The sequence below is a fragment of the Actinomadura sp. WMMB 499 genome, from assembly GCF_008824145.1.
GTDB lineage: Bacteria > Actinomycetota > Actinomycetes > Streptosporangiales > Streptosporangiaceae > Spirillospora.
In genome coordinates, this window is record NZ_CP044407.1 from 5,228,684 (window position 1) to 5,249,827 (window position 21,144).

23 protein-coding genes are annotated in these 21,144 nt (G+C 72.9%); 12 read left to right on the top strand and 11 right to left on the bottom strand.

All coding sequences use genetic code 11. The annotated features are described in order from the left end of the window. Nucleotides 1-3: 3 nt before the first annotated feature. The 4 genes from F7P10_RS23290 (at nt 4) to F7P10_RS23305 (ending at nt 5,332) form a co-directional block, all read left to right on the top strand. Nucleotides 4-1,110 (top strand): Rieske 2Fe-2S domain-containing protein, encoded by a 1,107-nt coding sequence (locus tag F7P10_RS23290; RefSeq protein WP_151018244.1) that lies wholly within the window; start codon nt 4-6, stop codon nt 1,108-1,110. After that, nucleotides 1,107-1,904: a RidA family protein gene (locus F7P10_RS23295; protein ID WP_218040126.1), complete on the top strand. Its 798-nt coding sequence runs from the start codon at nt 1,107-1,109 to the stop codon at nt 1,902-1,904. The genes F7P10_RS23290 and F7P10_RS23295 overlap by 4 nt, the downstream gene beginning before the upstream one ends. 223 nt (nt 1,905-2,127) lie before the next feature. Next, nucleotides 2,128-2,670 (top strand): MarR family winged helix-turn-helix transcriptional regulator, encoded by a 543-nt coding sequence (locus F7P10_RS23300; protein WP_218040127.1) that lies wholly within the window; start codon nt 2,128-2,130, stop codon nt 2,668-2,670. A 160-nt stretch (nt 2,671-2,830) separates the two neighbouring features. Next, nucleotides 2,831-5,332 carry an ATP-binding cassette domain-containing protein gene (locus F7P10_RS23305; protein WP_151012204.1) on the top strand — a complete coding sequence of 834 codons (2,502 nt, stop codon included), beginning with the start codon at nt 2,831-2,833 and terminating at the stop codon, nt 5,330-5,332. Between the two features lie 19 nt (nt 5,333-5,351). Here the strand turns inward: F7P10_RS23305 and F7P10_RS23310 are convergent, their stop codons facing one another. Continuing rightward, nucleotides 5,352-6,818 carry an aldehyde dehydrogenase family protein gene (locus F7P10_RS23310; protein WP_254715974.1) on the bottom strand — a complete coding sequence of 489 codons (1,467 nt, stop codon included), beginning with the start codon at nt 6,816-6,818 and terminating at the stop codon, nt 5,352-5,354. A 129-nt stretch (nt 6,819-6,947) separates the two neighbouring features. Beyond that, nucleotides 6,948-7,487, bottom strand: coding sequence for an ABATE domain-containing protein (locus F7P10_RS23315; RefSeq protein WP_151012208.1), 540 nt, complete (start codon nt 7,485-7,487; stop codon nt 6,948-6,950). Between the two features lie 85 nt (nt 7,488-7,572). On the opposite strand from F7P10_RS23315, the gene F7P10_RS23320 reads away from it, so the two are divergent. Continuing rightward, entirely contained in the window at nt 7,573-8,442 is an 870-nt protein-coding gene (locus F7P10_RS23320; RefSeq protein ID WP_151012209.1) for an alpha/beta fold hydrolase, read from the top strand. Here F7P10_RS23320 and F7P10_RS23325 read toward each other — a convergent pair. The 3 genes from F7P10_RS23325 to F7P10_RS23330 form a co-directional block, all read right to left on the bottom strand. Further along, nucleotides 8,402-9,520: a methyltransferase domain-containing protein gene (locus F7P10_RS23325; RefSeq protein WP_151012211.1), complete on the bottom strand. Its 1,119-nt coding sequence runs from the start codon at nt 9,518-9,520 to the stop codon at nt 8,402-8,404. The genes F7P10_RS23320 and F7P10_RS23325 overlap by 41 nt on opposite strands. Further along, nucleotides 9,517-9,645: a hypothetical protein gene (locus F7P10_RS45120; RefSeq protein WP_302851357.1), complete on the bottom strand. Its 129-nt coding sequence runs from the start codon at nt 9,643-9,645 to the stop codon at nt 9,517-9,519. The genes F7P10_RS23325 and F7P10_RS45120 overlap by 4 nt, the downstream gene beginning before the upstream one ends. Nucleotides 9,646-10,054: 409 nt before the next feature. Beyond that, on the bottom strand, nt 10,055-10,366 hold the full coding sequence (locus F7P10_RS23330) for a hypothetical protein (protein ID WP_151012213.1): 312 nt from the start codon (nt 10,364-10,366) through the stop codon (nt 10,055-10,057). 180 nt (nt 10,367-10,546) lie between these two features. Between F7P10_RS23330 and F7P10_RS42625 the strand changes: the two genes are divergently transcribed. Genes F7P10_RS42625 through F7P10_RS23345 form a run of 3 tightly spaced genes read left to right on the top strand, consistent with a single transcriptional unit; the run spans nt 10,547 to nt 13,243 of the window. Then, on the top strand, nt 10,547-11,779 hold the full coding sequence (locus F7P10_RS42625) for a helix-turn-helix domain-containing protein (protein WP_176611627.1): 1,233 nt from the start codon (nt 10,547-10,549) through the stop codon (nt 11,777-11,779). Continuing rightward, the gene (locus F7P10_RS42630) at nt 11,776-12,399 is read left to right on the top strand and encodes a 2'-5' RNA ligase family protein (RefSeq protein ID WP_176611628.1); all 624 of its coding nucleotides are present in this window, start codon (nt 11,776-11,778) and stop codon (nt 12,397-12,399) included. Before F7P10_RS42625 ends, F7P10_RS42630 begins: the two co-directional genes overlap by 4 nt. Continuing rightward, complete coding sequence (locus F7P10_RS23345) at nt 12,392-13,243, top strand: hypothetical protein (protein ID WP_151012219.1); 852 nt, start codon at nt 12,392-12,394, stop codon at nt 13,241-13,243. The genes F7P10_RS42630 and F7P10_RS23345 overlap by 8 nt, the downstream gene beginning before the upstream one ends. 50 nt (nt 13,244-13,293) lie before the next feature. Here the strand turns inward: F7P10_RS23345 and F7P10_RS23350 are convergent, their stop codons facing one another. Continuing rightward, nucleotides 13,294-13,860, bottom strand: coding sequence for a Uma2 family endonuclease (locus F7P10_RS23350; protein ID WP_151012221.1), 567 nt, complete (start codon nt 13,858-13,860; stop codon nt 13,294-13,296). Nucleotides 13,861-14,017: 157 nt separating this feature from the next. Between F7P10_RS23350 and F7P10_RS23355 the strand changes: the two genes are divergently transcribed. Further along, nucleotides 14,018-14,779, top strand: a complete 762-nt coding sequence (locus tag F7P10_RS23355; protein WP_151012222.1) for a hypothetical protein — start codon at nt 14,018-14,020, stop codon at nt 14,777-14,779. 193 nt (nt 14,780-14,972) lie between these two features. Continuing rightward, entirely contained in the window at nt 14,973-15,704 is a 732-nt protein-coding gene (locus F7P10_RS23360; RefSeq protein WP_151012224.1) for a dienelactone hydrolase family protein, read from the top strand. Nucleotides 15,705-15,714: 10 nt separating this feature from the next. Here the strand turns inward: F7P10_RS23360 and F7P10_RS23365 are convergent, their stop codons facing one another. Genes F7P10_RS23365 through F7P10_RS23375 form a run of 3 tightly spaced genes read right to left on the bottom strand, consistent with a single transcriptional unit; the run spans nt 15,715 to nt 17,985 of the window. Further along, nucleotides 15,715-16,950: an RNA polymerase sigma factor gene (locus F7P10_RS23365; RefSeq protein ID WP_151012226.1), complete on the bottom strand. Its 1,236-nt coding sequence runs from the start codon at nt 16,948-16,950 to the stop codon at nt 15,715-15,717. Then, nucleotides 16,947-17,318 carry a YciI family protein gene (locus tag F7P10_RS23370; protein ID WP_151012228.1) on the bottom strand — a complete coding sequence of 124 codons (372 nt, stop codon included), beginning with the start codon at nt 17,316-17,318 and terminating at the stop codon, nt 16,947-16,949. Before F7P10_RS23370 ends, F7P10_RS23365 begins: the two co-directional genes overlap by 4 nt. 34 nt (nt 17,319-17,352) lie before the next feature. Beyond that, nucleotides 17,353-17,985, bottom strand: a complete 633-nt coding sequence (locus F7P10_RS23375; protein WP_151012230.1) for a DUF998 domain-containing protein — start codon at nt 17,983-17,985, stop codon at nt 17,353-17,355. A gap of 159 nt (nt 17,986-18,144) precedes the next feature. Here F7P10_RS23375 and F7P10_RS23380 point away from each other — a divergent pair, with 159 nt between their 5' ends. Together F7P10_RS23380 and F7P10_RS23385 are read left to right on the top strand one after the other, a co-directional pair. Beyond that, nucleotides 18,145-18,573, top strand: a complete 429-nt coding sequence (locus F7P10_RS23380) for a DUF1579 domain-containing protein (protein ID WP_151012232.1) — start codon at nt 18,145-18,147, stop codon at nt 18,571-18,573. A 72-nt stretch (nt 18,574-18,645) separates the two neighbouring features. Beyond that, a complete protein-coding gene (locus tag F7P10_RS23385) occupies nt 18,646-19,935 on the top strand; it encodes a hypothetical protein (RefSeq protein WP_151012234.1) in 1,290 nt (429 codons plus the stop codon). Between the two features lie 25 nt (nt 19,936-19,960). On the opposite strand, the gene F7P10_RS42635 is transcribed toward F7P10_RS23385, so the two are convergent. Both F7P10_RS42635 and F7P10_RS23395 read right to left on the bottom strand, forming a co-directional pair. Then, the gene (locus F7P10_RS42635) at nt 19,961-20,719 is read right to left on the bottom strand and encodes a hypothetical protein (protein ID WP_176611629.1); all 759 of its coding nucleotides are present in this window, start codon (nt 20,717-20,719) and stop codon (nt 19,961-19,963) included. 41 nt (nt 20,720-20,760) lie between these two features. Then, nucleotides 20,761-21,132, bottom strand: coding sequence for a DUF4267 domain-containing protein (locus F7P10_RS23395; RefSeq protein WP_151012236.1), 372 nt, complete (start codon nt 21,130-21,132; stop codon nt 20,761-20,763). Nucleotides 21,133-21,144: the final 12 nt, after the last annotated feature.

Here is a 21,144-nt window from a genome sequence, read left to right on the forward strand (position 1 = left end):
ATGATGAGGACCGTGAAGACGACGCCGACCGCCGGGCACATCCTCGCGACCGGGCTCCGGAACCGCTGGTACGCGGTCTACCCGGCGCACCTCGTCCGTCCCGGCGAGATGAAGCGGCTGGTCCGGCTCGGCGAGGGCTGGCTGCTGTTCCGCGAGCCGGACGGCACCCCGCACATGATCGCCGACCGCTGCCCGCACCGCAGCGCCCGGCTCTCCCTCGGGCAGCACCTCGGCGACCGGATCGCCTGCCAGTACCACGGCGTCCAGGTCGACGGCACCGGCACCGTCGTGTCCGTGCCCGGCATGCCCGGCTGCGCCCTCGAGGGCAAGCAGGCCGTCCGCACCCTGCCGCTGCGCGAGGAGGCCGGCGCGATCTTCGCCTACTTCGGCGACGACCTGCACCCCGAACCCGTCGAGTTCGGGCTTCCCGACCGCCTCGCCGACCCGGACACGTCCCACTTCCTCAACTACGCCGAATGGCGGACGCCCTGGCGGTTCTACATCGACAACGTGCTCGACCCCATGCACGGCGCGTTCCTGCATCGGCAGTCGCACTCGATGGCGGGCGGCGACACCTCGGCCCGGTTCCGCATCCGCGAGACCGACCGCGGGTTCTTCTTCGAGAAGACCGACCAGCGCGGGGTCAACTTCGACTGGGTCGAGTTCGCCCGCACCGGCCTCGACTGGGTCGACCTCGAGATCCCGTACGCCGCGTTCGCCGGTCCCGGCGGTCCCTTCGGCATCGTCGGCGCCGCCACCCCGATCACCGCGACCGAGTCGGCCGTCTTCCACTGGCGCACCCGCCGCGTGCAGGGCTGGGAGCGGGACGTGTGGCGCTTCCTCTACCGGATGACGATCGAGGAGCGGCACTGGGAGGTCCTCGAGCAGGACCGCACGATGCTCGAGGTCATGCCGCCCGACGCCGACAGCGACGAGAACCTGTACCAGCACGACCTCGGCGTCGTCCGGATCCGCCGCATGTTCCGGGCGGAGGCGGAGCGGCAGGCCGCCGACCTCGCCGAGGCCGCCGCCGCGAAGGCCGCGCCGAAGGCGCCCGCACGGGGCGGGGCGGGGAACGGGGCGAGGGCCGGAGCGGGAGCCCCGTCGTGACCGGTGCGTCCGGGACGGCCGGGGCGTCCAGGACGGCCGGTTCCGCCGGGGCGGCCGGTTCGCCGGAGGAGACGGTCATGCTGACCGTCTTCCTCCGGCACGACCAGAGCAAGAACCTCCACGAGATCCAGGACACGCTGGGCGAACGCGAGTGGTGGACCCGCTTCCCGCCCGGACGGTCGGAGATCGTGTCGTGGGTCGTCGCGATGGGCATCGGCCAGATCGTCACCCTCCGCGTCCCGGCGAGCGAACTCAACCTCGTGAACGTCGAACTGGAGCGGAGCGCGTGGGGCGTCTTCGAGACCGACTTCTACCCGACGTACGACTTCGTCCCGGTGCGGGAACGGCTCACGCGGGAGTGGCTGGAGTCGCGGGACGAACCGGCGCGCGACCCCGTGCGGGCTCCCGAGGCCGCGCGGACGATCCGGGCGGCGTCCGTCCCGGAGGCGCCCCGGCCGGGGATGTTCAGCAACGGCAAGCGGGTCGGCGACCGGTTCGTCCTGTCCGGCATGCACGCGGGGACCGGACAGGGAAGCACCTACGAGCAGGCGCGACGCACCCTCGCCAAGATCCAGGCGCTCGTGGAGGCCGCCGGGGGAGCGATGGACGACGTCCTCGCCCTCCGCGTCTACCTGACCGACATCGCGGACAAGGCCGAGGTGGGGCGGGCCCGCGCCGAGTTCTTCACCGGCGACTTCCCCTGCTCGACGCTCGTCGAGGTGTCGCGGCTCGTCGAGCCCGGCCTCACCGTCGAGATCGAGGCGGAGGGCGTCATCGGCTCGTCCGCCCGCTGACCGCGACCCGCCGGCCCGCCGATCTCCCGGTCCGCCGCCGCACCCTCCCCGGTGCGGCGGCGTTCTCTTTACGCTAAGTGAAATACCGCCCGGTGCGCGTGCCGTCGCGAGGGACCGTCTAACCTGGACGGGCGGCTTCGTGACGGCTCATCCGGCGGATCGGGCCCCACCGTCCGCAAGCGCGGCACAACCGAAGACTTCCCTCACCCCTCAGGAGAATCCCGTGGCGTCGCAGCGTCCCTCGTCCGACCTCATCGATCTCGTCATCGAGCAGTGGGGCCGCGAGATGCCCGGGATGGACGTCGACAGCATCCGCGTCCTCGGCCGCCTGCACCGCTGCGACGTCCGGTACCAGGCGCTCGTCGCCGAGACCCTCGCGAAGTTCGACCTCACCACGCCGGCGTTCGACGTCCTGGCGTCCCTGCGGCGCAGCGGCCCGTCCTACCGGCGCACCGCCGGCGAGCTCGCGCAGGTCGGGCTGATCACCACCGGCGGGCTCACCCAGCGCATCGACCGGCTGGAGAAGGCGGGGCTCGTCCGCCGCGCGAAGGACGAGCACGACCGCCGCGTCGTCTACATCGAGCTGACCGAGGCCGGCCGCGACCTCATCGACCGGGTCGTCGAGGAGCACTTCCGCACGCAGGACCGGATGCTCGGCGCGCTCCGGCAGTCCGAGCGGCGCGAGCTGGCGCGGCTGCTCTCGCGCCTGGAGGTGTCCCTCGACGTGTTCGACCACCTGCGCGAGGACGACGCCGCGACCGCCTGACCCGGGCACCCGCGACCCCGTGATCGCGGCGCCGCTCCGTTCCGCCTCGCAACCTGACACGAGACGTCAGGTTTCGCGGCGAGCATGATCCCTCGGTCGGCGGCGGACGCGGGCGGGACGGCCCGCCCCCCGCCGCGCCACGAGAGGGAGGACGAGGGGCTTGACCGCATTCGCACGCGACGGGGCGGACACGGGGCACGGCACCATCGAGGTGGTGGGCGCCCGCACGAACAACCTGCGGGACGTGTCGGTGACCGTCCCCAAGGGACGGCTCGTCGCCTTCACCGGGGTGAGCGGCAGCGGCAAGACCTCGCTGGCCGTCGACACCCTGCACAGCGAGGCCCAGCTGCGGTACCTGGAGGGGCTGTCGCCGTTCGTCCGGCAGTACATCACCCAGCGCAACCGGCCGAAGGTCGACCGGATCCTGGGGCTCGGCGCGACCCTCGCCGTCGACCAGCGCCGCCTGAACCGCAACCCCCGCTCCACGGTCGCGACGATCACCGGCATCGACGGGCACCTCGGGCTCCTGTACTCGCGCCTTCCGGCGATCGGCGCCGACCCGGCGGCGGAGCGCGCGGACGGGCCGCTGACGACCGCGCACTTCGACCGCCACACCCCCGAGGGCGGCTGCGCGGACTGCCACGGGGCCGGTGGCCGGTGGCAGGCCCGGGAGGACCTGGTCATCACCCGGCCCGAGCGTCCCCTCTTCGAGGGCGGCTCGCACTGGTTCGCCAAGTGGCGGTCGGGCGAGCACGCGTTCGTCCCGGCGCTCGCGGAGAAGCGGGGCGTGGACCTCGGCCTGCCCTGGCGGTCGCTGCCGGAGGAGTTCCGCCGGTGCGTCCTGTACGGCACGGGTGACGAGAAGGTCGAGGCGACCGTCGAGATGCCGAACAAAAACGAGACGGCCGTGATGACCTACACGTCGATCCAGCCGCTGCGGGGCGCGCTGGCCGAGGTGGAGCGGCTGTTCGCGAACGCGCGGACGTCCGGTGCCAAGCAGCGCTACCTGCCGTACATGCGCAAGGCGCCCTGCGGCGCCTGCGGCGGCAGCGGGTTCGACGAGGCGGCCCGGTCCGTGCGGCTCGGCGGGCTGACCTACCCCGAACTGCTCGACGTCGAGGTGCGGGAGGTGGCGAACTGGGCGCGGCGCGTGGCGGACGGCCTGGACGCCCGGCGGCGCGAGGTGGGCGGACCGCTGCTGGACGACCTGGCCCGCAGGCTCGGCCTCCTCGACCGGCTCGGGCTGGCCCACCTCGGGCTGGCGCGCAGCGCGGCGACGCTGTCCGGCGGCGAACTGCAGCGGACCCGGCTCGCGGCGCAGCTCGGCACCGAGCTGAGCGGCATCGTCTTCGTCCTGGACGAGCCCGGGGCCGGGCTGCACCCGGCGGACAAGGCGCAGCTGCTCGACATCGCCCTGGAGTTGCGCGCGGCAGGCAACACGGTGCTCCTCGTCGAGCACGACCCCGAACTGATCGCGCGAGCCGACTGGGTGGTGGACATGGGGCCCGGCGCGGGACGCCGCGGCGGCGCGGTGCTCGTGTCCGGGCCGCCCGCCGCCGTGGCCGCCCACCCCGGGTCGCCGACCGGCCGGTACCTGGCCGGTGCGGGGCCCCGGCTGCGCCGGACCCGCCGCCCGGCCGGGGACGGCACCGGCTGGGTGGAGCTGCGCGGCCTGCGAGCGCACAACGTCACCGCCGACCTCGTGCGCCTCCCCGCCGGGCGCCTCACCTGCCTGACCGGGGTCAGCGGCAGCGGCAAGAGCAGCCTCCTCGGCGCGCTCGGGGCGGGCGCGGAGGCCGCCCTGACCGGCACCGCGACCGACACGGTGCGCGAGGTGACCGGCCTGGACGGTTTCGGCTGGGTCGCCGTCGTCGACCAGGAACCGCTCGGGCGGACGCCGCGCTCCAACCCGGCCACCTACAGCAAGGCGTTCGACATCGTCCGGAAGCTCTTCGCCGGAACCGCCGCAGCCCGCGAGCGCGGGGCCGACGCCTCCTGGTTCAGCTTCAACACCGCGGGCGGCGGCCGCTGCGAGGTCTGCGCCGGTCACGGCCGCACGCTGGTCGACATGCACTTCCTGCCGGACGTGTGGGTGGTCTGCGACGCGTGCGAGGGACGCCGCTACGGGCCGGAGGCCCAGGACATCAGGTACCTGGGCCTGACCGTCGACCAGGTGCTGGAGCTGACCGTCGCCGAGGCCGTCGAGCGGTTCACCGGACCCCCGCAGCTCGCGGAGACTCTGGAGGCCCTGCACCGCGTCGGGCTCGGCTACCTCCGGCTCGGCCAGAGCGCCACCGAACTGTCCGGCGGCGAGGCGCAGCGGCTGAAGCTGGCGTCCGCGATCCAGCGCGGCGCCGCGAGCCGCCGCGCCGGGCTCGTCGTCCTCGACGAGCCCGTCTCGGGCCTGCACCCGTCCGATGTCCAGCGCGTGGTGGACGCCCTCGACGCGCTGCTCGACTCGGGCAACACCGTCGTCGTGGCCGAGCACGACATCCCCGTCGCCGCGTCCGCCGACTGGGTGATCGACCTCGGCCCCGGAGCCGGACCGGACGGGGGCGCGGTGGTCGCGGCGGGCACCCCGGACGCCGTCGCGGCGGCCGGCACCCCGACCGCCCGCTACCTCCGCCGGTACGCGGCGGGCCTGCCGCTCCTGGGCGACTGAGGGGCGGCGCCCTGGGCCGCTATCCCGCGGCCCAGGGCAGTGGCGCCTCGTCCATCCCCCAGTACACCGACTTCTGCCGCATGTACGACTTGATCCCCTCGCGGCCTTTCTCCGTGCCGAGCCCGCTCGCCTTGTGGCCGCTGAACGGCGTCGAGATGCTGAACTGCTTGTAGGTGTTGACCCACACGGTGCCCGCGTCGATCCCCCGCGCGACCCGCCAGGCCCGGCGGTAGTCGGCCGTCCAGATCCCGCACGCCAGGCCGTAGTCGGTGTCGTTGGCCTGCCGGACGAGGTCGTCCTCGTCGGCGAACGGGAGGACGACCGCGACGGGCCCGAAGACCTCCTCCCGGCAGATCGCCGCGTCGTTCGTCACGCCCCCGAGCACGGTCGGGAGGTAGTACGCGCCCGCTCGCAGTTCCGGATCGTCCGGGATGGCCCCGCCGCAAAGCGCCTTCGCGCCCTGCCGCACCGCCTCGTCGACCATCCCCGCGACCCGATTCCGGTGCTCGTGCGTGACGAGCGGCGCCACCTGCGTTCGCTCGTCCGTCCCGGGCCCCACCCGCAGCGCCTCCGCCCGCTCGACGAGCCGCCGGACGAACGCGTCGAACACCGACTCGTGGACGAACACGCGCGAGCCCGCGATGCAGCTCTGCCCGCTCGACGAGAAGATGCCGAACAGGACGCCCGCGAGCGCCTGCTCGACGTCCGCGTCCGGGAAGACGATCGTGGGCGACTTGCCGCCGAGCTCGAGCGTCACGGGCATGATCTTCTCCGCGGCGGCCCGCCCGATCGTCCGTCCCGTCCCGGTTCCGCCCGTGAACGACACCTTGCCGACGAGCGGATGCCGGACGATCGCGTCGCCCACCGGCATCCCGGGGCCGGGCAGGACCGACAGCAGCCCCTTCGGGAGCCCCGCCTCCTCGCACAGCCGCGCCAGCAGCAGCGACACGCACGGCGCCCACAGCGGCGGCTTCAGCACCACCGCGTTCCCCGCGGCCAGCGCGGGCGCCGCCTTCTGCGCGTCGCTCGCGATCGGCGAGTTCCACGGCGTGATCGCCCCGACCACCCCGTAGGGCTCGTGCGCGGTCATCGTCAGGTACGGGCCGCGCGGCGGGGTGACGGCCTCCTCCATCGTCTCCAGCGCGGCGGCCATGTAGGTGAAGGTGCCGGACGCGCTCAGCGCGAGCGCCCGCGTCTCGGCCCGCGTCTTGCCGGTGTCGGCGGTCTGGACGGCCGAGATCTCGTCGGCCGCCGCCGCGATCCGCGCGCCGATCTCCCGCAGCACCCGGGCCCGCTCGTGCGGCAGCGCGTCCCGCCAGCCGCTCGCGTCGATTGCCGCGCGTCCCGTCCGGACGGCGTCGTCGACGTCCTGGACGGACGCGCCGTGCAGGCGCCCGAGCACCCGCCCGTCGGCGGGGTCGCGGGTCTCGATGAGCTCGCCGCCGCCACGCCGCCACGTGCCGCCAACGAAGATCGAGTCGTCCACGCGAACCCCCTTAGGTCGAAGACGCTGCCCTGGTGAGCGCGCCCGCCGCGTCCATCCGGACGCGGCGGGCCGACGCATACCAGACCACCACTGCAAGCGGCGCACCCACCTTATGAGATGTCTTAGTGCTTAATCAATCCCCCGGTGCTTCCGGTAGTGCCGCGCGACCCGGGCGCGGTTGCCGCAGCGGGCCGCCGAGCACCAGCGGCGGCGCGGATGGGCGGGCAGGAACAGCAGGACGCAGCCGTCGGCCTCGCACTGCCGCACCTTCGTGACCGCCGGGTCGGCCAGCAGCTCGGCCGCGGCCTCCGCGAGCGCCGCGGCCAGCGCCTCGGCGCCGGCGCGCCGCCGCGCGACGGCCACCGCCGAACCGTCCCACGTCACCTCGCTGATCGCGGCCGCCGCCCGCTGGGCGTCGTTGAGCGCCGCCAGGTCGGCCGCGTCCGGACGCTCCCCGTGCCGGACGCGCTCCAGCGCGGCGGCCGTGTGCGCGCGCACGGCCCGCACGGCTTCGAGATCCCCGCACGTCCCGTCCGGGAGCCGTCCCGCCTGGAGCTTCACCCAGGCGTGCAGGTCGTCGGGGGTGGCGAGCAGGTCGCCGGCGGCGGTGCGCGTGTTGACCAGGTCGAGGGCCAGGGGTTCGCCGGTCAGCGGGACGACGGTGCTCATGCGACTAACGGTACATCGAGGGGTTGACCCGTTAGGCCGTCGGTCGGTACTACTAATGCATCAATCAATCTGAAAGGCATTAGGCATGGTCGCTCGCATCGCCCACCGGCACCTCGACGTCGACGGCGTCCGCGTCTTCTACCGCGAGTCGCTCCCCGACCGGGCGGACGCGCCCGTCCTGCTCCTCCTGCACGGGTTCCCGTCCGCGTCGCACCAGTTCCGGCGCCTGATCGACGCACTCGGCACCCGCCACCGCCTCATCGCGCCCGACTACCCCGGCTTCGGCCGCACCGAGGCCCCGGACGGCTTCACCTACACGTTCGACCGGCTCGCCGACGTCACCGAGGGCTTCGTCGAACGGCTCGGCCTGTCCCGTTTCGCCATGTACGTCTTCGACTTCGGCGCACCGATCGGCTTCCGGCTCGCCGAACGCCGTCCCGAGTGGATCGCGGGACTGATCGTCCAGAACGGCAACGCGTACACCGAAGGGCTCTCGGACGCCGCGCGCGCGTTCGTCGCCCTGCGGCCCGGCCAGCCGGGGGCCGAGGAGACGATCCGCGGCCTGCTCACGCTCCCCGGCACGCGCGGCCAGTACGAGACCGGGGTCGCGGACCCCGAACTCGTCTCCCCGGACGGTTGGACCCTCGACCAGCACTTCCTCGACCTGCCCGGACGCAAGGAGGCCCAGGTCTCGCTGGCGTTCGACTACCACTCGAACGTCGAACGCTACGACGCCTGGCAGGCATGGCTGCGCGCCCACACGCCGCCCACGCTCATCACCTGGGGCGCCCGCGACCCGTTCTTCCCGGCCCCCGGCGCGCACGCCTACCTGCGCGACGTCCCCGACGCCGACCTGCACGTCTTCGACACGGGCCACTTCGCCCTCGAAGACCACCTGCCGCAGATCGCCCCGCTCATCGACACGTTCCTCGACCGCGTGCCCGCGCACGCCTGACCGGCGCCGGGACGGCACCGTCGAACCACACCTCGTCCCCGGCCGCCGTGACCGTGATCCCGAACCGCTCCATGCCCGGACGTCCCCACCGGACCCATCGCAGGTACGCGGCCTCGACCTCGTCCCAGAGATCGCGGTCACCGGCCTGCTGCACCTCGAAGTCGTTCGCGCCGGGCTCGTAGTCGACCGACGCCCACGAACCGCGGCGGTCGTCCCGATCGAGGACCCAGAGCGTCGCGCCGTCGGGCTCGGAGTAGAACCGCGAGATCACGCCCGGAACCTGCGCGGCCACCGCCACGTCCACGACCCCCGGTCCCAGCGGGAGCGACCGGGGGTCCAGGCGCGTCCGGCTGATCCGGACGTCCCGGTCCCCGGCCTCCGGCCATGCGCGGGCCGGGCCGCGTGCCGGACGCTGCGAGCGCAGCACCATGTAGTCGGCCGAACCGGCGAACCGCCCGACGGCCGTCCCGTCGCCGAGCACGTCCAGCCGGAGGATCGCGCCGCACCCGAACCCCGCGCTGTACGGCGCCACGATCACCCCGCCCGGCCGCGTCTGCTCGACCCACGCGTACGGGATCTCCGCGACGGCGCACGTCGCATGCACGCGGTCGAACGGGGCGCCGTCCGTCCGGCCCTCGGCGCCGTCGCCCACGACGATCTCCGGTTCGTACCCGGCGGCCTTCAGGCGTGCCCCGGCCTGCGCCGACAGCCCGGGGTCGATCTCGACCGTCGTCACGTTGCCCGCACCGACGCGTTCCGACAGCAGGCCCGCCGTCCAGCCCGCGCCCGTCCCGATCTCCAGCACCCGGTGGTGGTCGAACGGGTCGAGTTGCTCGAGGAACCGGACGACCATCGCCGGCATCGAGAGTGAGGACGTCGCGAGCCCTTCGCCCTCGGCGGCGCCGTCCTCGAACTGGGTCACGAGCGGCTGATCGAGTGCCACGACCCGTTCCCACTCGTCCGGATCGGCCCCACGGTCGATCCGTGCCCACGGGCCGGGCCCGAGGTCCGCCCACACCACTTCGGGCGTGAACGAACGCCGGGGCACCGATCGCATCACCTCGTGCCAGTCGGTCACGAACGCTTCCCGTCGTTGGAGTTGCCGTTCGTCTTGTCACCGTTACCGCGCGATCCGCCCTGCGGCCGGTCGCCGTCCGTGGGCGTCTTGCCGTCGCTGTTGTCCTTGTCGCTGTGCTTGCCCATGGTGCTGATTCCTCTCACTGTGCTCGCGCGGCCGGTCACCGCGCGGGGACACCTTCGAACGGAGGCGGAGCTTCAAGTGGTGACGGGCCCGCCGAACAGGCCCCGGAGCCATCCCCGCGGAGTCGGCGCGGCTGCCGTACGTTCGTCCGGCCGCCCCGCGTGGTGCGGGACCTGGCGGGACGTGCGGGCGGTGGGCTCGTGCGCGGATACGTGGGGGCGTGCCGTGGAGGGGGTCGCCACACGTCCAGTTCGTGCAGGTGACGAGCGAGTTCGGCGGGGGACGCGCACTCGATGAGCCGGTCGCGCCCCGCCCGGTCACGCACCATCGCCCACCAGCTCATCGTGTGCTGGCCGTACCAGACGGACGCGGGCGGGAACCGTCGCTCCAGTTCGGCCGTGAGCCGCGCGGTCACCGTTCCGTCCCGTCCGTCTCGCGGCCCCGTGCCAGGTAGCCGAGGACGAACGTGGTCGCCTCGACGATCCGGTCGGCTTCGGCGATCGGCTCGTTCCACGACGTCCAGAACCACTCGCGCCCGCCGTCGTCCGGTCGCGGACGGCACGTGATGACGTCGGCCGCCGCGTTCGCCTCGGCGCAGCACCCGGCGCCGTCCGGGTTCGTCACCCGCAACCCGCGCGCGGTCAGGTCGACGTCGAGCCGCCGAGCCGACAGATGCGCGCCCAAGCACGCGAGCGGATCGGGAGAGAACGTACGATCTTTCATGGGTCGGACCACCTCCGGCCAAGGCCCCGGATCCCCTGGCGTTGCCGCGCCAGGCCGGGGCCGCTTTGCATTCCACGACCATGCAAGCGCCGAGCCGGTTACCGTGGAAGGTGCTGTCCGCTGTCCATCAATGTGGACAGCACAGACAATGGGTCAAAGTAGGGCTGAACGGGCGAGGCTATGACCTTTGGTGAAAAACTGCGCGCTCTCATGGTCGAACGAAAGATCAGCCAACGCAGATTGGCCCAGCTCGTTCCGTGCGACAACGGCCATTTGTCGAAGGTCGCCAACGGACTCAAGAATCCATCGACCGAACTGGCCGAACGGCTCGACGTGGTGCTCGACGCGGGAGGCCGACTCGCCGCCCTGAGATCGCGGTCACCGGCACACCGGGCGAGGGAAGACCGCCTGGCCGATGATGTGGCGCCGGAACTGGGCGGAGCGCGTTTGCTCGCCGCGCGCGGGCGTCCAGCAGACGGTGCGTTCGTCGATGCGGTCCGCGAGACCTCCCAGGCGCTTGTTCGTATGGACATGGCCCACGGCGCGAGCGACATCCTCCCGTTGGCGCTGCGCATTTTCCGTGCTGTCAACCACAAGCTCGGCACCGGCGCATACCGGCCCGCCATCGAGCGTGATCTCCTCGCCGCAGCCGGCGAGGCAGGGGAGGTCGCGGCCTGGATCGCCCATGACGCCGACGAACAAGACGTCTCGCGGCGCGTCATTCACGAAGCGCTGATGCTGTCCCGGCAGGCCGGGGACCGCAGCTTGGAGTTGTTCGAGCTCACGCACCTGGCGATGCTGGCGATCCACCTCCGCCGCCCTGCCGAGGCGCTGCGCATTACCGGTGACCTTCTCGACGAGGACTTGCCGCCTCGCGTCAGGGCGTTACTCGACATCCGTAGAGGCCGTGCCTTCGCCCAACTCGGACATGATGGCCGTGCCCGCGATGCTCTGGGCCGTGCCCGTTCCATCCTCCAGGACGGCATCACCTCCCGCGACGCCTACTGGACATGGTGGCTCACCGACGCCGAGGTGCTGTGGCACACGGGGATGGCTCATGCCGAGCTTGGAGAATGGAGCGCGGCCGTTCCCCTGATGAGCGAGGCCGGGGAGTTGAGGATGGGTTACCAGCGGGCTCGCTTCAACGACCAAGTGCATCTGCTGAATGCGTTGGTGCATGTGGGCGACTGGTCGGAGGCGGAACCCGTCCTGGCCGAAGCGGCGGACGCAGTAGTGGACGTGAATTCCGTGCGAACCACGAATCTGCTTCGCCGGGTCACGGAGCGCATCGGGCGTGCCGGAGCCCCATCGACCGTCGCCGCCCAGGCCGACGACCTCCACCGTTTCATCGCCGATGCGTCGCCCCACGCCAGCGTGGTCGGCATGGGCTCGATCGAGAGAGGGGACGGATGACCTCCACACCGGAGAGGATGTCCAACCACTGGTGGTGGCGGTCGGGCGTGCGGCCCGGTCGGCGTCTGCTCGTCTGGCACATCCTTCCTGAAGGCCAGCCCGACGTCCATGACCTCGTGCGCCACTGCCAAGGCAAGCTCGGCGGATTGAACGGCCTGGACCTCATCCCCGTCGAGTGGCTGCACATGACTACGCAGATTGTCGGTTTCGAGGACGAGATCCCGGACGCCGAGGTCGGCGAAATGGTCGCAGGCGTGGCGGAGCGGCTCGTGGGCCTCGCGCCGATCGAAGTCGAACTCGGCAGGGTGTGGCTGCACAGCGAGGCGATCATGCTTGGGATCCGACCGCCGAAGTCGCTTGACCCCGTCCGAGAAGCAATACGCGAAAGCGCTGCGGGCACCGTGTGCATTCACCAGCTCGCCGACGAGCCGGACTGGACGCCGCACATTTCCGTCGCCTATAGCAACACCGACGGGCCCGCGAGCCCGGTTGTTGACGCCCTCTCCCACCGTCCCAAGCCTGTCCCCCTCCAGGTGGGTGAGGTCCACCTGGTCGCGCAGGAGCACATCGGGCGTTCGTACCAATGGGAACGGCGCGATGTGGTCGGATTGGGTGGATGAGGGCGACGAGACCCGTCCAGGCGGACTCCGGCTCGCGTTCGGCGAGGATGCGGCACTAGGCGTCCGTTCGGCGGGTCTGACGGCGGACGACGGCGAGCGTCTCGCGCTGATCTCCCAGCGGCCGGCGCGGCTCGACACGGACGCCCTTGACGCACTCGCCGCGGTGCTCGGAGCGCAGCGACGGTTGGAGGACGCGACCGGGCCCGCCGTCTTGCTCGGGCCGGTCGTCTCCCAGTTGGACGCCATCACCGGGATGTTGCGGGACGCGTCCGGGCCGCTTCGCGATCGGCTCGGCCGGATCGTGGCCGAGTGGACGGTCTTCGCCGGGTGGTTGCACGCGGCCGTCCGGCAGGACACTCGGGCACTCGCGCTGTTCGGGCGCGGCGAGGAGATGGCCGACGAGTTCGGTGACGGGACCATCGGGGCCGTCGCGACGAGCTTCCGCGGTTACGTCGCCCGGCGACAAGGCCGTCCGCGCACGGTGGTGCGTGCCGCGATGGCGGCCATGGCCACGCCGGGCGGGCACCCGGTCCAGGGCGTCTTCGACCGGTTGCAGGCCGCGCAGGGCTGGGCGGCGCTGGGTGAGGCCGACCGGGCGCGGCGGCTGCTGGACGAGGCCGCGGTGCGGGCCGCCGACCGGGTCGAGCCGCCACCGCCGGTGTACTGGTACTCGGAGCCGTTCTTCCAGCTCAACATCGGCCTGGTCCACCGCACCATCGGCGAGTACGCGGACGCCGCGGCGCTCCTGGAAGCGGGCCTGAGCGGGATCCCCGCAGACCAGGCCCAGGCCGAATGGCTCGGTGAGTACCGGGCCGCGCACACCGACGCCCAGCAACGATCATGACGAGGGGGAAGCGCGGCTCAGACGCTGCCGGCTGCTGATCAGCACGTGGGTCAGATCTGGCCGAGGTCGATCTCCACCGGGAAGGGGGCCGCCGCCTTGAGGACGCCGGTGAACACGTCTCCGTCCCGGTAGGTCTTCGTCGCGGGGTCGAGAACGTAGGTGTACACGAGAGGAACGCCTGTCGCGGCCTGCTCGATCCGCCAGTAAAAGCCGATACCTGCCTTGGCGTACTGGTCGACCTTCACGATCCGGTCGGTGGTCTCCGAGCCTGCCGACACCACCTCCGCGACCAGCAGCACGTGCTCGGGGCGGGTGGGGGTGATGTCGATCGTGTCTGCGCGGTACACGACGACGTCCGGTCGCCGGTTGGTGAGCGGGACGTCCTGAAGCCGGACGTCGAAGTCCGTGTCGGCGTTCCACTCCGCGCCCGCAGCGGCATCCAGGGCGTTCGCCACGATCCGGGCCGGCCGGTTGTGCCGCTTGGACGGACTCGGGCTCACGACGACCATCCCGTCCACGATCTCGATACCGGCACACTGTTCCTCGGACCAGGACTCGTACTCCTCCGCCGTGATCTGCTCATGCATCCACGCCGGGGCCATCATCTCGGCCGTCATGGAGCACCTCCCGGACACTGTGCCGCGGGCCCGATCCCGCTGGGTCAGCGTACTGTCCGGCCATCCTTCTGGCACGCTGTCCTGCTCACGCACGCTCCCCGTCTGCCGCGATTCGGCCAGGCCAGGGTCGATGTCGGACGCGGTATATCGTGCCGGGATGATCGAGACATCTCCCCGGCATGTGCTGTGCGTTCTCGGCTCCGAGGGCGGGCTCGGGCTCGCGGAGATGGAGCGGATCGCCGCGGACTTCGGCGGGTTCGTCCTCGACCGGGAGTACTCCGGGGCCGAGCCCGACCCGCGGATGCCGCGCGCGTTCGAGGCGGCCGGGGCGTCGTCGTTCGAGCAGGCCGACCGGGACGCGGTCGAGGCGCACGACAGCGTCGGCTACCTGCTCTCGATGCCGATGATGCGCGAGCTCGCGGCCGGCACCTCGCGGCGGCTGCTGGCGGCGACGGGCGCGCTGCTGCGGGCCGGCGCGGCCGCCGTGAAGAGCGAGAGCAGCGGCATTGCCCACGGTCGGGAGCGGTGGCTCGCGCTGGCCGACCGCGCGGACGGCGCGGCGGACGAGGAACTGGCATCCGCGCTCGTGTCCGCCTGGGTGCAGTTGCCGATCCGTGACGGCGAGGTCCTCTACAGCTGCGGCATGCACCTGCTCGGCGCGCCCGACGTCGAGATCGAGGCCGGCGAGGGGCGGCTCGCCGACGACCTCGTCCTGCACCTCGACGCGCTGGCGATCTACCTGCTGACCGATCCGCGCGCCGCCGAGATCGAGGACGGGGCGGGCTTCCGGCTGACGCCCGACGCGCCCCGCCGTCTGCTCCGCACCGGCCCGTGCGATCGCTACGACGAGGACGACCTGTTCTTCAATCCCTACGGATACGTGCGGCTGACCCGTCCCGTCGAGGACACCGCGCTCTGACCCGGCCACGGAGGAGTCCGCGAAAACCCGTTGGCGGGGCGGGGCGGCCGCTGCTAGCTTGCCGGAGGCCGTGCCGGAGAACGAGGAGGTGGTACCCGTGAACGTTTCGACATGGGTGCTCCCCTCCGGGGTCACGGTCGGGCGATAGGTCGTCCGGGAGCGCCGTTCTTGAGCACTCCCGAAAGGCACGACCGTGCGATTCACTTCCGAAAGCCGCCTCGACGACGGCGTCCTCGAACGCGACTTCACGCTCGGCGGCATCCCCGGCGTCCTGTGGACGCCCGGATCCGCGTCCGCACCGGCGCCGCTGATCCTGGCCGGCCACCCCGGTGGGCTGGACGGCATGCGCCCCCGGCTGGCGGGGCGGGCCCGGCACTCGGCGGAGCACGGCTTCGCCTCGGCCACCATCGAGCTTCCCGGGAGCGGTGACCGGCCCCGCCGGCCCGCCGCCGAACAGGCCCGTGCCGACCTGCGCCGGGCGATCGAGGCCGGTGAGCCGGTCGGCGAGGACATCGTCGACCGGCTCGTCCTTCCGCTGGTCGACGAGGCGGTCCCGGAATGGCGGGCCGCCCTGGACGATCTCCTCGCACTCCCCGAGATCGGCGGCCCGGTCGGGTACTCGGGGGGAGTGATCTCCGTCGGCATCCGGCTGGCGGTGGTCGAACCGCGGATCTCGGCCGCCGTCCTGTTCGCCGGGAGCTTCGTGCCTCGCGTCATGTTCGAGGAGGCCCGGCGCGTCACCATCCCGCTGCACGTCCTGCTGCAGTGGGACGACGAGTGGAACGACCGGCAGGCGGCCCTCGACCTCTTCGACGTGTTCGGCAGCAGGGAGAAGACGCTGCACGCGAACATGGGCGGGCACACCGGCGTCCCGCAGCACGCGGGGGACGCCGCGGCCCGGTTCTTCGACCGGCACCTGAAGTGAGGCCGCGCCGTCAGAGACGGTCGGCCTGGGCGTGCAGGTAGCGCTGCTCGATCTCGTTGCCGGTGAGGTCGGCCGCCTCGCGGTACAGGGCGGCGGCGCGGGCGGTGTCGCCGGTCATCTGCAGGAGGTGGGCGCGCACCGCGTGTTCCCGCTGCCGGGTGAGGGGTTCCTGGTCGAGGCGGTGCCGGTCGTTGAGGTCGTCCAGGAGGGCCAGGCCCCGGACGGGCCCGTACGCCCGGGCCACCGCCACGACGCGGCTGAGCCGGACGGGCCCGGTGGGGGTGAGGCGTTCGAGCCACAGGTACAGCATCGCGATCTGCGGCCAGTCGGTCTGTTCCGGTGACGTCGCGGCGGCGTGCACGGCGGCGATCGCCGCCTGGAGCCGGTAGGGGCCCGCGGCGCCGTGGTCCCAGACACCGTCGATCAGGTCGGTGCCCTCGCGGATCAGGTCGGGGTCCCAGCGGGTGCGGTCCTGCTCGTCCAGCGGGACGAGTTCACGGCCGTCGGTGCGTGCGGGGCGGCGGGACTCGGTGAGCAGCATCAGCGCCAGCAGTCCCGTCGCCTCGGCGTCGTCCGGGAGGGTGGCGTGGAGCATGCGGGTCAGCCGGATCGCCTCGCAGGTCAGGTCGACGCGGGCGAGTCCGGTGCCCGCGGTGGCCGTGTAGCCCTCGTTGAAGATCAGGTAGAGCACCTGCATGACGGCGGCCGTCCGGTCGGCCCGGTCCGCGTCGGCCGGGGGCGTGAAGCGGGCGCCCGCGCGGGCGAGCCGCTGCTTGGCGCGGCTGATCCGGGTGCCCATGGTGGCCTCGGTGACGCCGTGGGCGTGCGCGATCTCGGCGGTCGTCAGGCCGCCGACGGCGCGGAGCGTGAGCGCCACCTGGGACGTGGCGCTCAGCGCGGGGTGGCAGCACAGCATGAGGAGGGAGAGGCTGTCGTCGGTCTCCTGCGGCGGGCCGGGGCGGCGGGACGGTTCCCGCATGGCCAGTTCGGCCGTCCCGGCCTCGTACTCGCGGCGGCGCCGGGCCTGGTCGGAGCGCAGGAGGTCGACCATCCGCCGGTAGCCGACGCGGATCAGCCAGCTTCGCGGGTTCGCCGGCACCCCGTGGTCGGGCCAGTCGCGGCCGGCGGCCAGCAGGGCCTCCTGGACGGCGTCCTCGGCGATGTCGAAGCGGCCGAACCGGCGCACGAGCGCGCCGAGCACCTGTGGCGCCTCGCGGCGCAGCAGGTGCTCGATCTCGCCGGTCACGTCGCGAAGTCCGCGCCCATGATCGGCCGGATCTCGATCGGTTCGCCGAGTGCCGCGACGATCCGGGCGGTGATCTCGACGGCGCGTTCCCGGCTCGCCACGTCGATCACGGCGAAGCTGGCGAGGACCTCCTTGAGCTCGGCGAACGGCCCGTCGGTCGCCATCACGCCGTCCGGCGACGGGCGGACCGTGGTGCTGACGGCCGGATGGCCGAGGCCCTCGCTGGTGACGAACTCGCCCGTCTCGATCAGTTCCTTCTCGAACTTCTGGTACTCGGCGAACGCGGCCAGCGCCTCGTCGGAGGGCGTGTCGGCGGTCGCGGCGTCCCACGCGGCGGCCGGGGTGTAGCTGAGCAGCAGGTACTTCACGGGTTCTCTCTTCCAGTTCGGGTTCAACGGTAATTCAGGCGGCGCGGCGCAGGGACAGCGCCAGGACGGTCGTCCACGTGAAGGCGGCCAGCCCGTTCACCGCGATCTGGACGCTCATGTGGTCGGGCGACATGGGCAGCAGCAGGACGAGCGCGGCGGCGCCGTTCGCCAGGGCCGGGCGCACGGCCCGGCGCCGAGCATGCCGGACGGTCATCACCACCGCGGCGACGGCCAGGGCGGTGAACGCGACGGCGGCGGAGGCGGAGTGCGCGACGCCGTGCCACGACATCTCCGCGACCGGCTCGTCCGGCGTGCCGGCGGGAAACCCGTTCTCCGGGTCCATCGTGAACACCCCGGCGGCGACGAGGCCGAGCCCGAACACCGCGATGAGCGGGGCGAGCGCGCGCCGTCCGACGCCCTCGGTGAGCGTGGAGCGGACGGCCGCGGCGAGGGCCAGCGCGCCCAGTCCGGCGGCGACGAACGTGGCGATCTGGATCCAGCCGAGGTCGCCGGTGGAGAGCTGGCTGATGGGGTGCCGGGTGATGTCGAAGCCCTCGCGGGCGGCGATCTGGACGATCGCCGACGTGAAGAACACGGGCCCCGCGAGGGCGCCCGCGAGCAGCAGACGATCGGGGGCGGTGGTGACGGCGTCGGCGGTGACGGCCATGTTCTCTCCTTCGTGTGCGGGTTCTCGCCGGTACCTCGGGGCCGGGCCGGGCGTCTCGACACGAGCGAGAAGTGATCCATGTCACATGTGCGACGGGTCGAAGGGGGCGGGCCCGCTCCGAGGTACCGGCGAACACACGCACACGAAGGAGTGACGAGCATGTCCGAGACCCAGCAGCAGCCCAGCGCGGAACTCCGGGCCCTCGACCGCCTGGTCGGCACCTGGAAGGTCACCGGCGGCGCGGAGGGCACCGTCCGCTACGCGTGGATGCCCGGCGGCCACTTCCTGCTCCAGCATGTCGACCTCTCCCAGTTCGGCGAGCCCGTCACCGGCATGGAGGTGATCGGCAACCTGCGCCCGTTCGGCGAGCCCACCGGCACCGACGTGATGTCGCGGTACTACGACTCGGTCGGGAACACGTTCGACTACGTCTACGAGCTGACCGGCGACACGCTGATCATCTGGGCCGGGGCGAAGGGCGGCCCCGCGTACTACAAGGGCACCTTCAGCGCCGACGGCGCCACCGTCACCGGCGAGTGGACCTATCCAGGCGGCGGCGGATACTCCTCGGCCATGACCCGCGCCTGACGGCGCCGCCGGCCACCTGCGACGGCGGCCCGGGCGTTGCGCCGGGGCATGGGGGCGGGCGATGATCGCGCGGTGACGCGGGGATCTGAACGTGAACGGATCCGGGAGCTCGTGCCGTCGGCATCGGTGCGCCGCGAGTCGCCGGAGGATCTCGCGGCGCGGATGGCGGCGATCCCGGCGGACGCACTCGTCGACGCGGTGCTCGACGGCGACGAACCGTGGTGGCGCCGCATGGGGTGCGCGCGGGCACTGACCGGGCGCGTGCCGGACGGGCGCGCGGGCGAGCTGCTGGCGATCGTCCGGGCGGCCGAGGAGACGAGCGAGATCCGGGCGGCGCTGCTCGGGGCGCTGAGCGAGCCGGGACGCCCGCATTCCGCCGAGCTGCTCGACTGGCTTCGCAGGCGGGACGGCCGGGAGGACGAGCGGTGGATCCTCGCCGCCGCGGTGATCCCGGCGGCGCGGGTGCGGCTCGGGGACGTGAGCGCGGCGCGGAGCGTCGCCGAACTGGCCGCGAACCCTTGGACGTTCCTGCGGGCGCGGGGCGAACGGATCGTCGACGAACTGATCGATAGGTGCGGGCTGCCGGGCGTGCTCGCGGAGTTCGGCGCCGATTCGGTGGAGACGCTCGCGTTCCGCGGGGCGTCGGTCGAGGAGCGGCTGCTCGGCGTGCGGCTCCGGTGGCGTGCGGGCGGCGACATCGCCCCGGCGCTCGCGGACGGCTCGCGCACCGTGGCCCGGACGGCGCACGACCTGCTCGCCGACGCCGGCGACGCCGCCCCCGACACCGACGGCCCGCTCTGGCGGATGGTGCGCGACCGGGCCCCTGGACATCTGTGGGCACTCGCCGTCCTGCATCGGCGCGGCCACGACATCCGGGCGGCGTGGGAGGCCGCAGGGTCGCCGCGCGTCGAGGTGCCGGGCGTGCCGCCGGACGTGCGCGCGGCGATCGTCCGGCGCTTCGCACCGGGGCAGCGCGACACCGACCCCCGCTGGCTGATCGAGGCCGGGCTCGTCGAACCGGACCCGGACGGACGCGCGGAGGCCGACCTCGACCGCGCCGTCCGGGCACTCGCCGCCGCGGGCCTCGAGCCGCGGGAACCGCGGGGCGCCGGGCCCTTCCACGGGTCGGGCCACGGCACCTACCACGTCGTGGAGTTGGCCGAGGGCCGCGTCCAGGTGAGCGAGCTGGGGCCCTACTTCGCGTGCCTGCGGGACGGTCCGAGCGCGGTCATGCGGGCGGCGGGGTTCACCCGCATCGACGGCGACCTGGCCGAGACCGTGATCGACGGCCTGCACGTGTACTTCTTCGGCGACCGGGACCCGCTGCGCGTCCACGACCTCCTCTTCTACTGGCAGGACTGAGAATGAGCACCTTCTCATCCCGCTCTCATCGCAGGCGCAGGACGGTACGGCCGGACGCGGCGTCGTGCGCGCACACGACGAAGCGGGCGAGGACGGCGAGGGCCAGCAGGCACGCGCCCATCTCCATGCCCTCCTCGATCGTCGTGCCGATCGCGTAGATCTCCTCGGCGCCCCGCCGGTTCACCCAGCCGTTGAACGCCTCGACGACGAGCGCGCCGGTGATGTAGACCGCGAGCGCGCCGAGCAGGCCGAGGCGCTGGTCGCGGGGGAGGCCTCGCGCCCACAGCACGGCCGCGAGCACCCCGGCCAGCGCCATCGCGGCGCCCGGCAGGACCCACGCGTACGTCGGCACGGACATCCCGAGGCCGTCCGCCCACGCCTTCCCGACCCCGGTCAGACGCTCGTGGACCTGCACCGTCTCGTCGATGCTGAGCCAGGCCGTGACGGCGGCGAGCGCCAGCCACGTCGTTCGTCCCGGCCCGCGCCCGGCCGCCCCCCGCTCGGTGAGCAGCGCCGCCAGCAGCGCCGTACCCGCCACCGCGAGCAGCAGCAGGCTGTTCCACCAGGTCGCGAGGTTGCTCTCGGAGCCGATGTTGAACAGCCGCCGGAGGCCGGGGATCGGCTCGACGTACTCGTGGTAGGTGCGGAGGGCGAAGTCCGTGACGAGCAGGAGGACGGTCGTGCCCACGGCGATCAGCAGCGGGCCGCGGGGGTATCGGGGGGCGGCCTGCGCCGGGGGCCGGGGGGCCGCGCCGGTCAGCAGGCCGGTGTGTCCGTGGTCCATGGGCGGCGAAGCTAACGGCCGCCGATGAGAGGGCTTGCGGCTCAGACGGCGAACAGCAGCGCGGCGCTGACCAGGATGACGACGGCGGTCGCGAAGTGGATGCCGAACGCGACGGCCCGGGTGCCGCCGTGGCGCAGCACGATGACGGTGTCGCCCAGGGGCACGAGCGCGATGACCAGTATGAACAGGGCCGCGGCGTCGGCCTCGGCGAACGCGATCAGGGCGAGGCCGGCGATGCCGAAGGTGAGGTCGCGCAGGCCCTTGACGGCCAGGTACGCGGCGTCGCCGCCGGGCTTGGCGGGCACCCCGTAGCCGGCCGCCGAGGCGGTCGGCCAGAAGAGGAAGCGGACGCCGAGGAAGACGCAGAAGAGGGCGATGGCGACGGCGAGTCCGTAGGCGATCGGGGTCAGCATGACGTCTCCAAG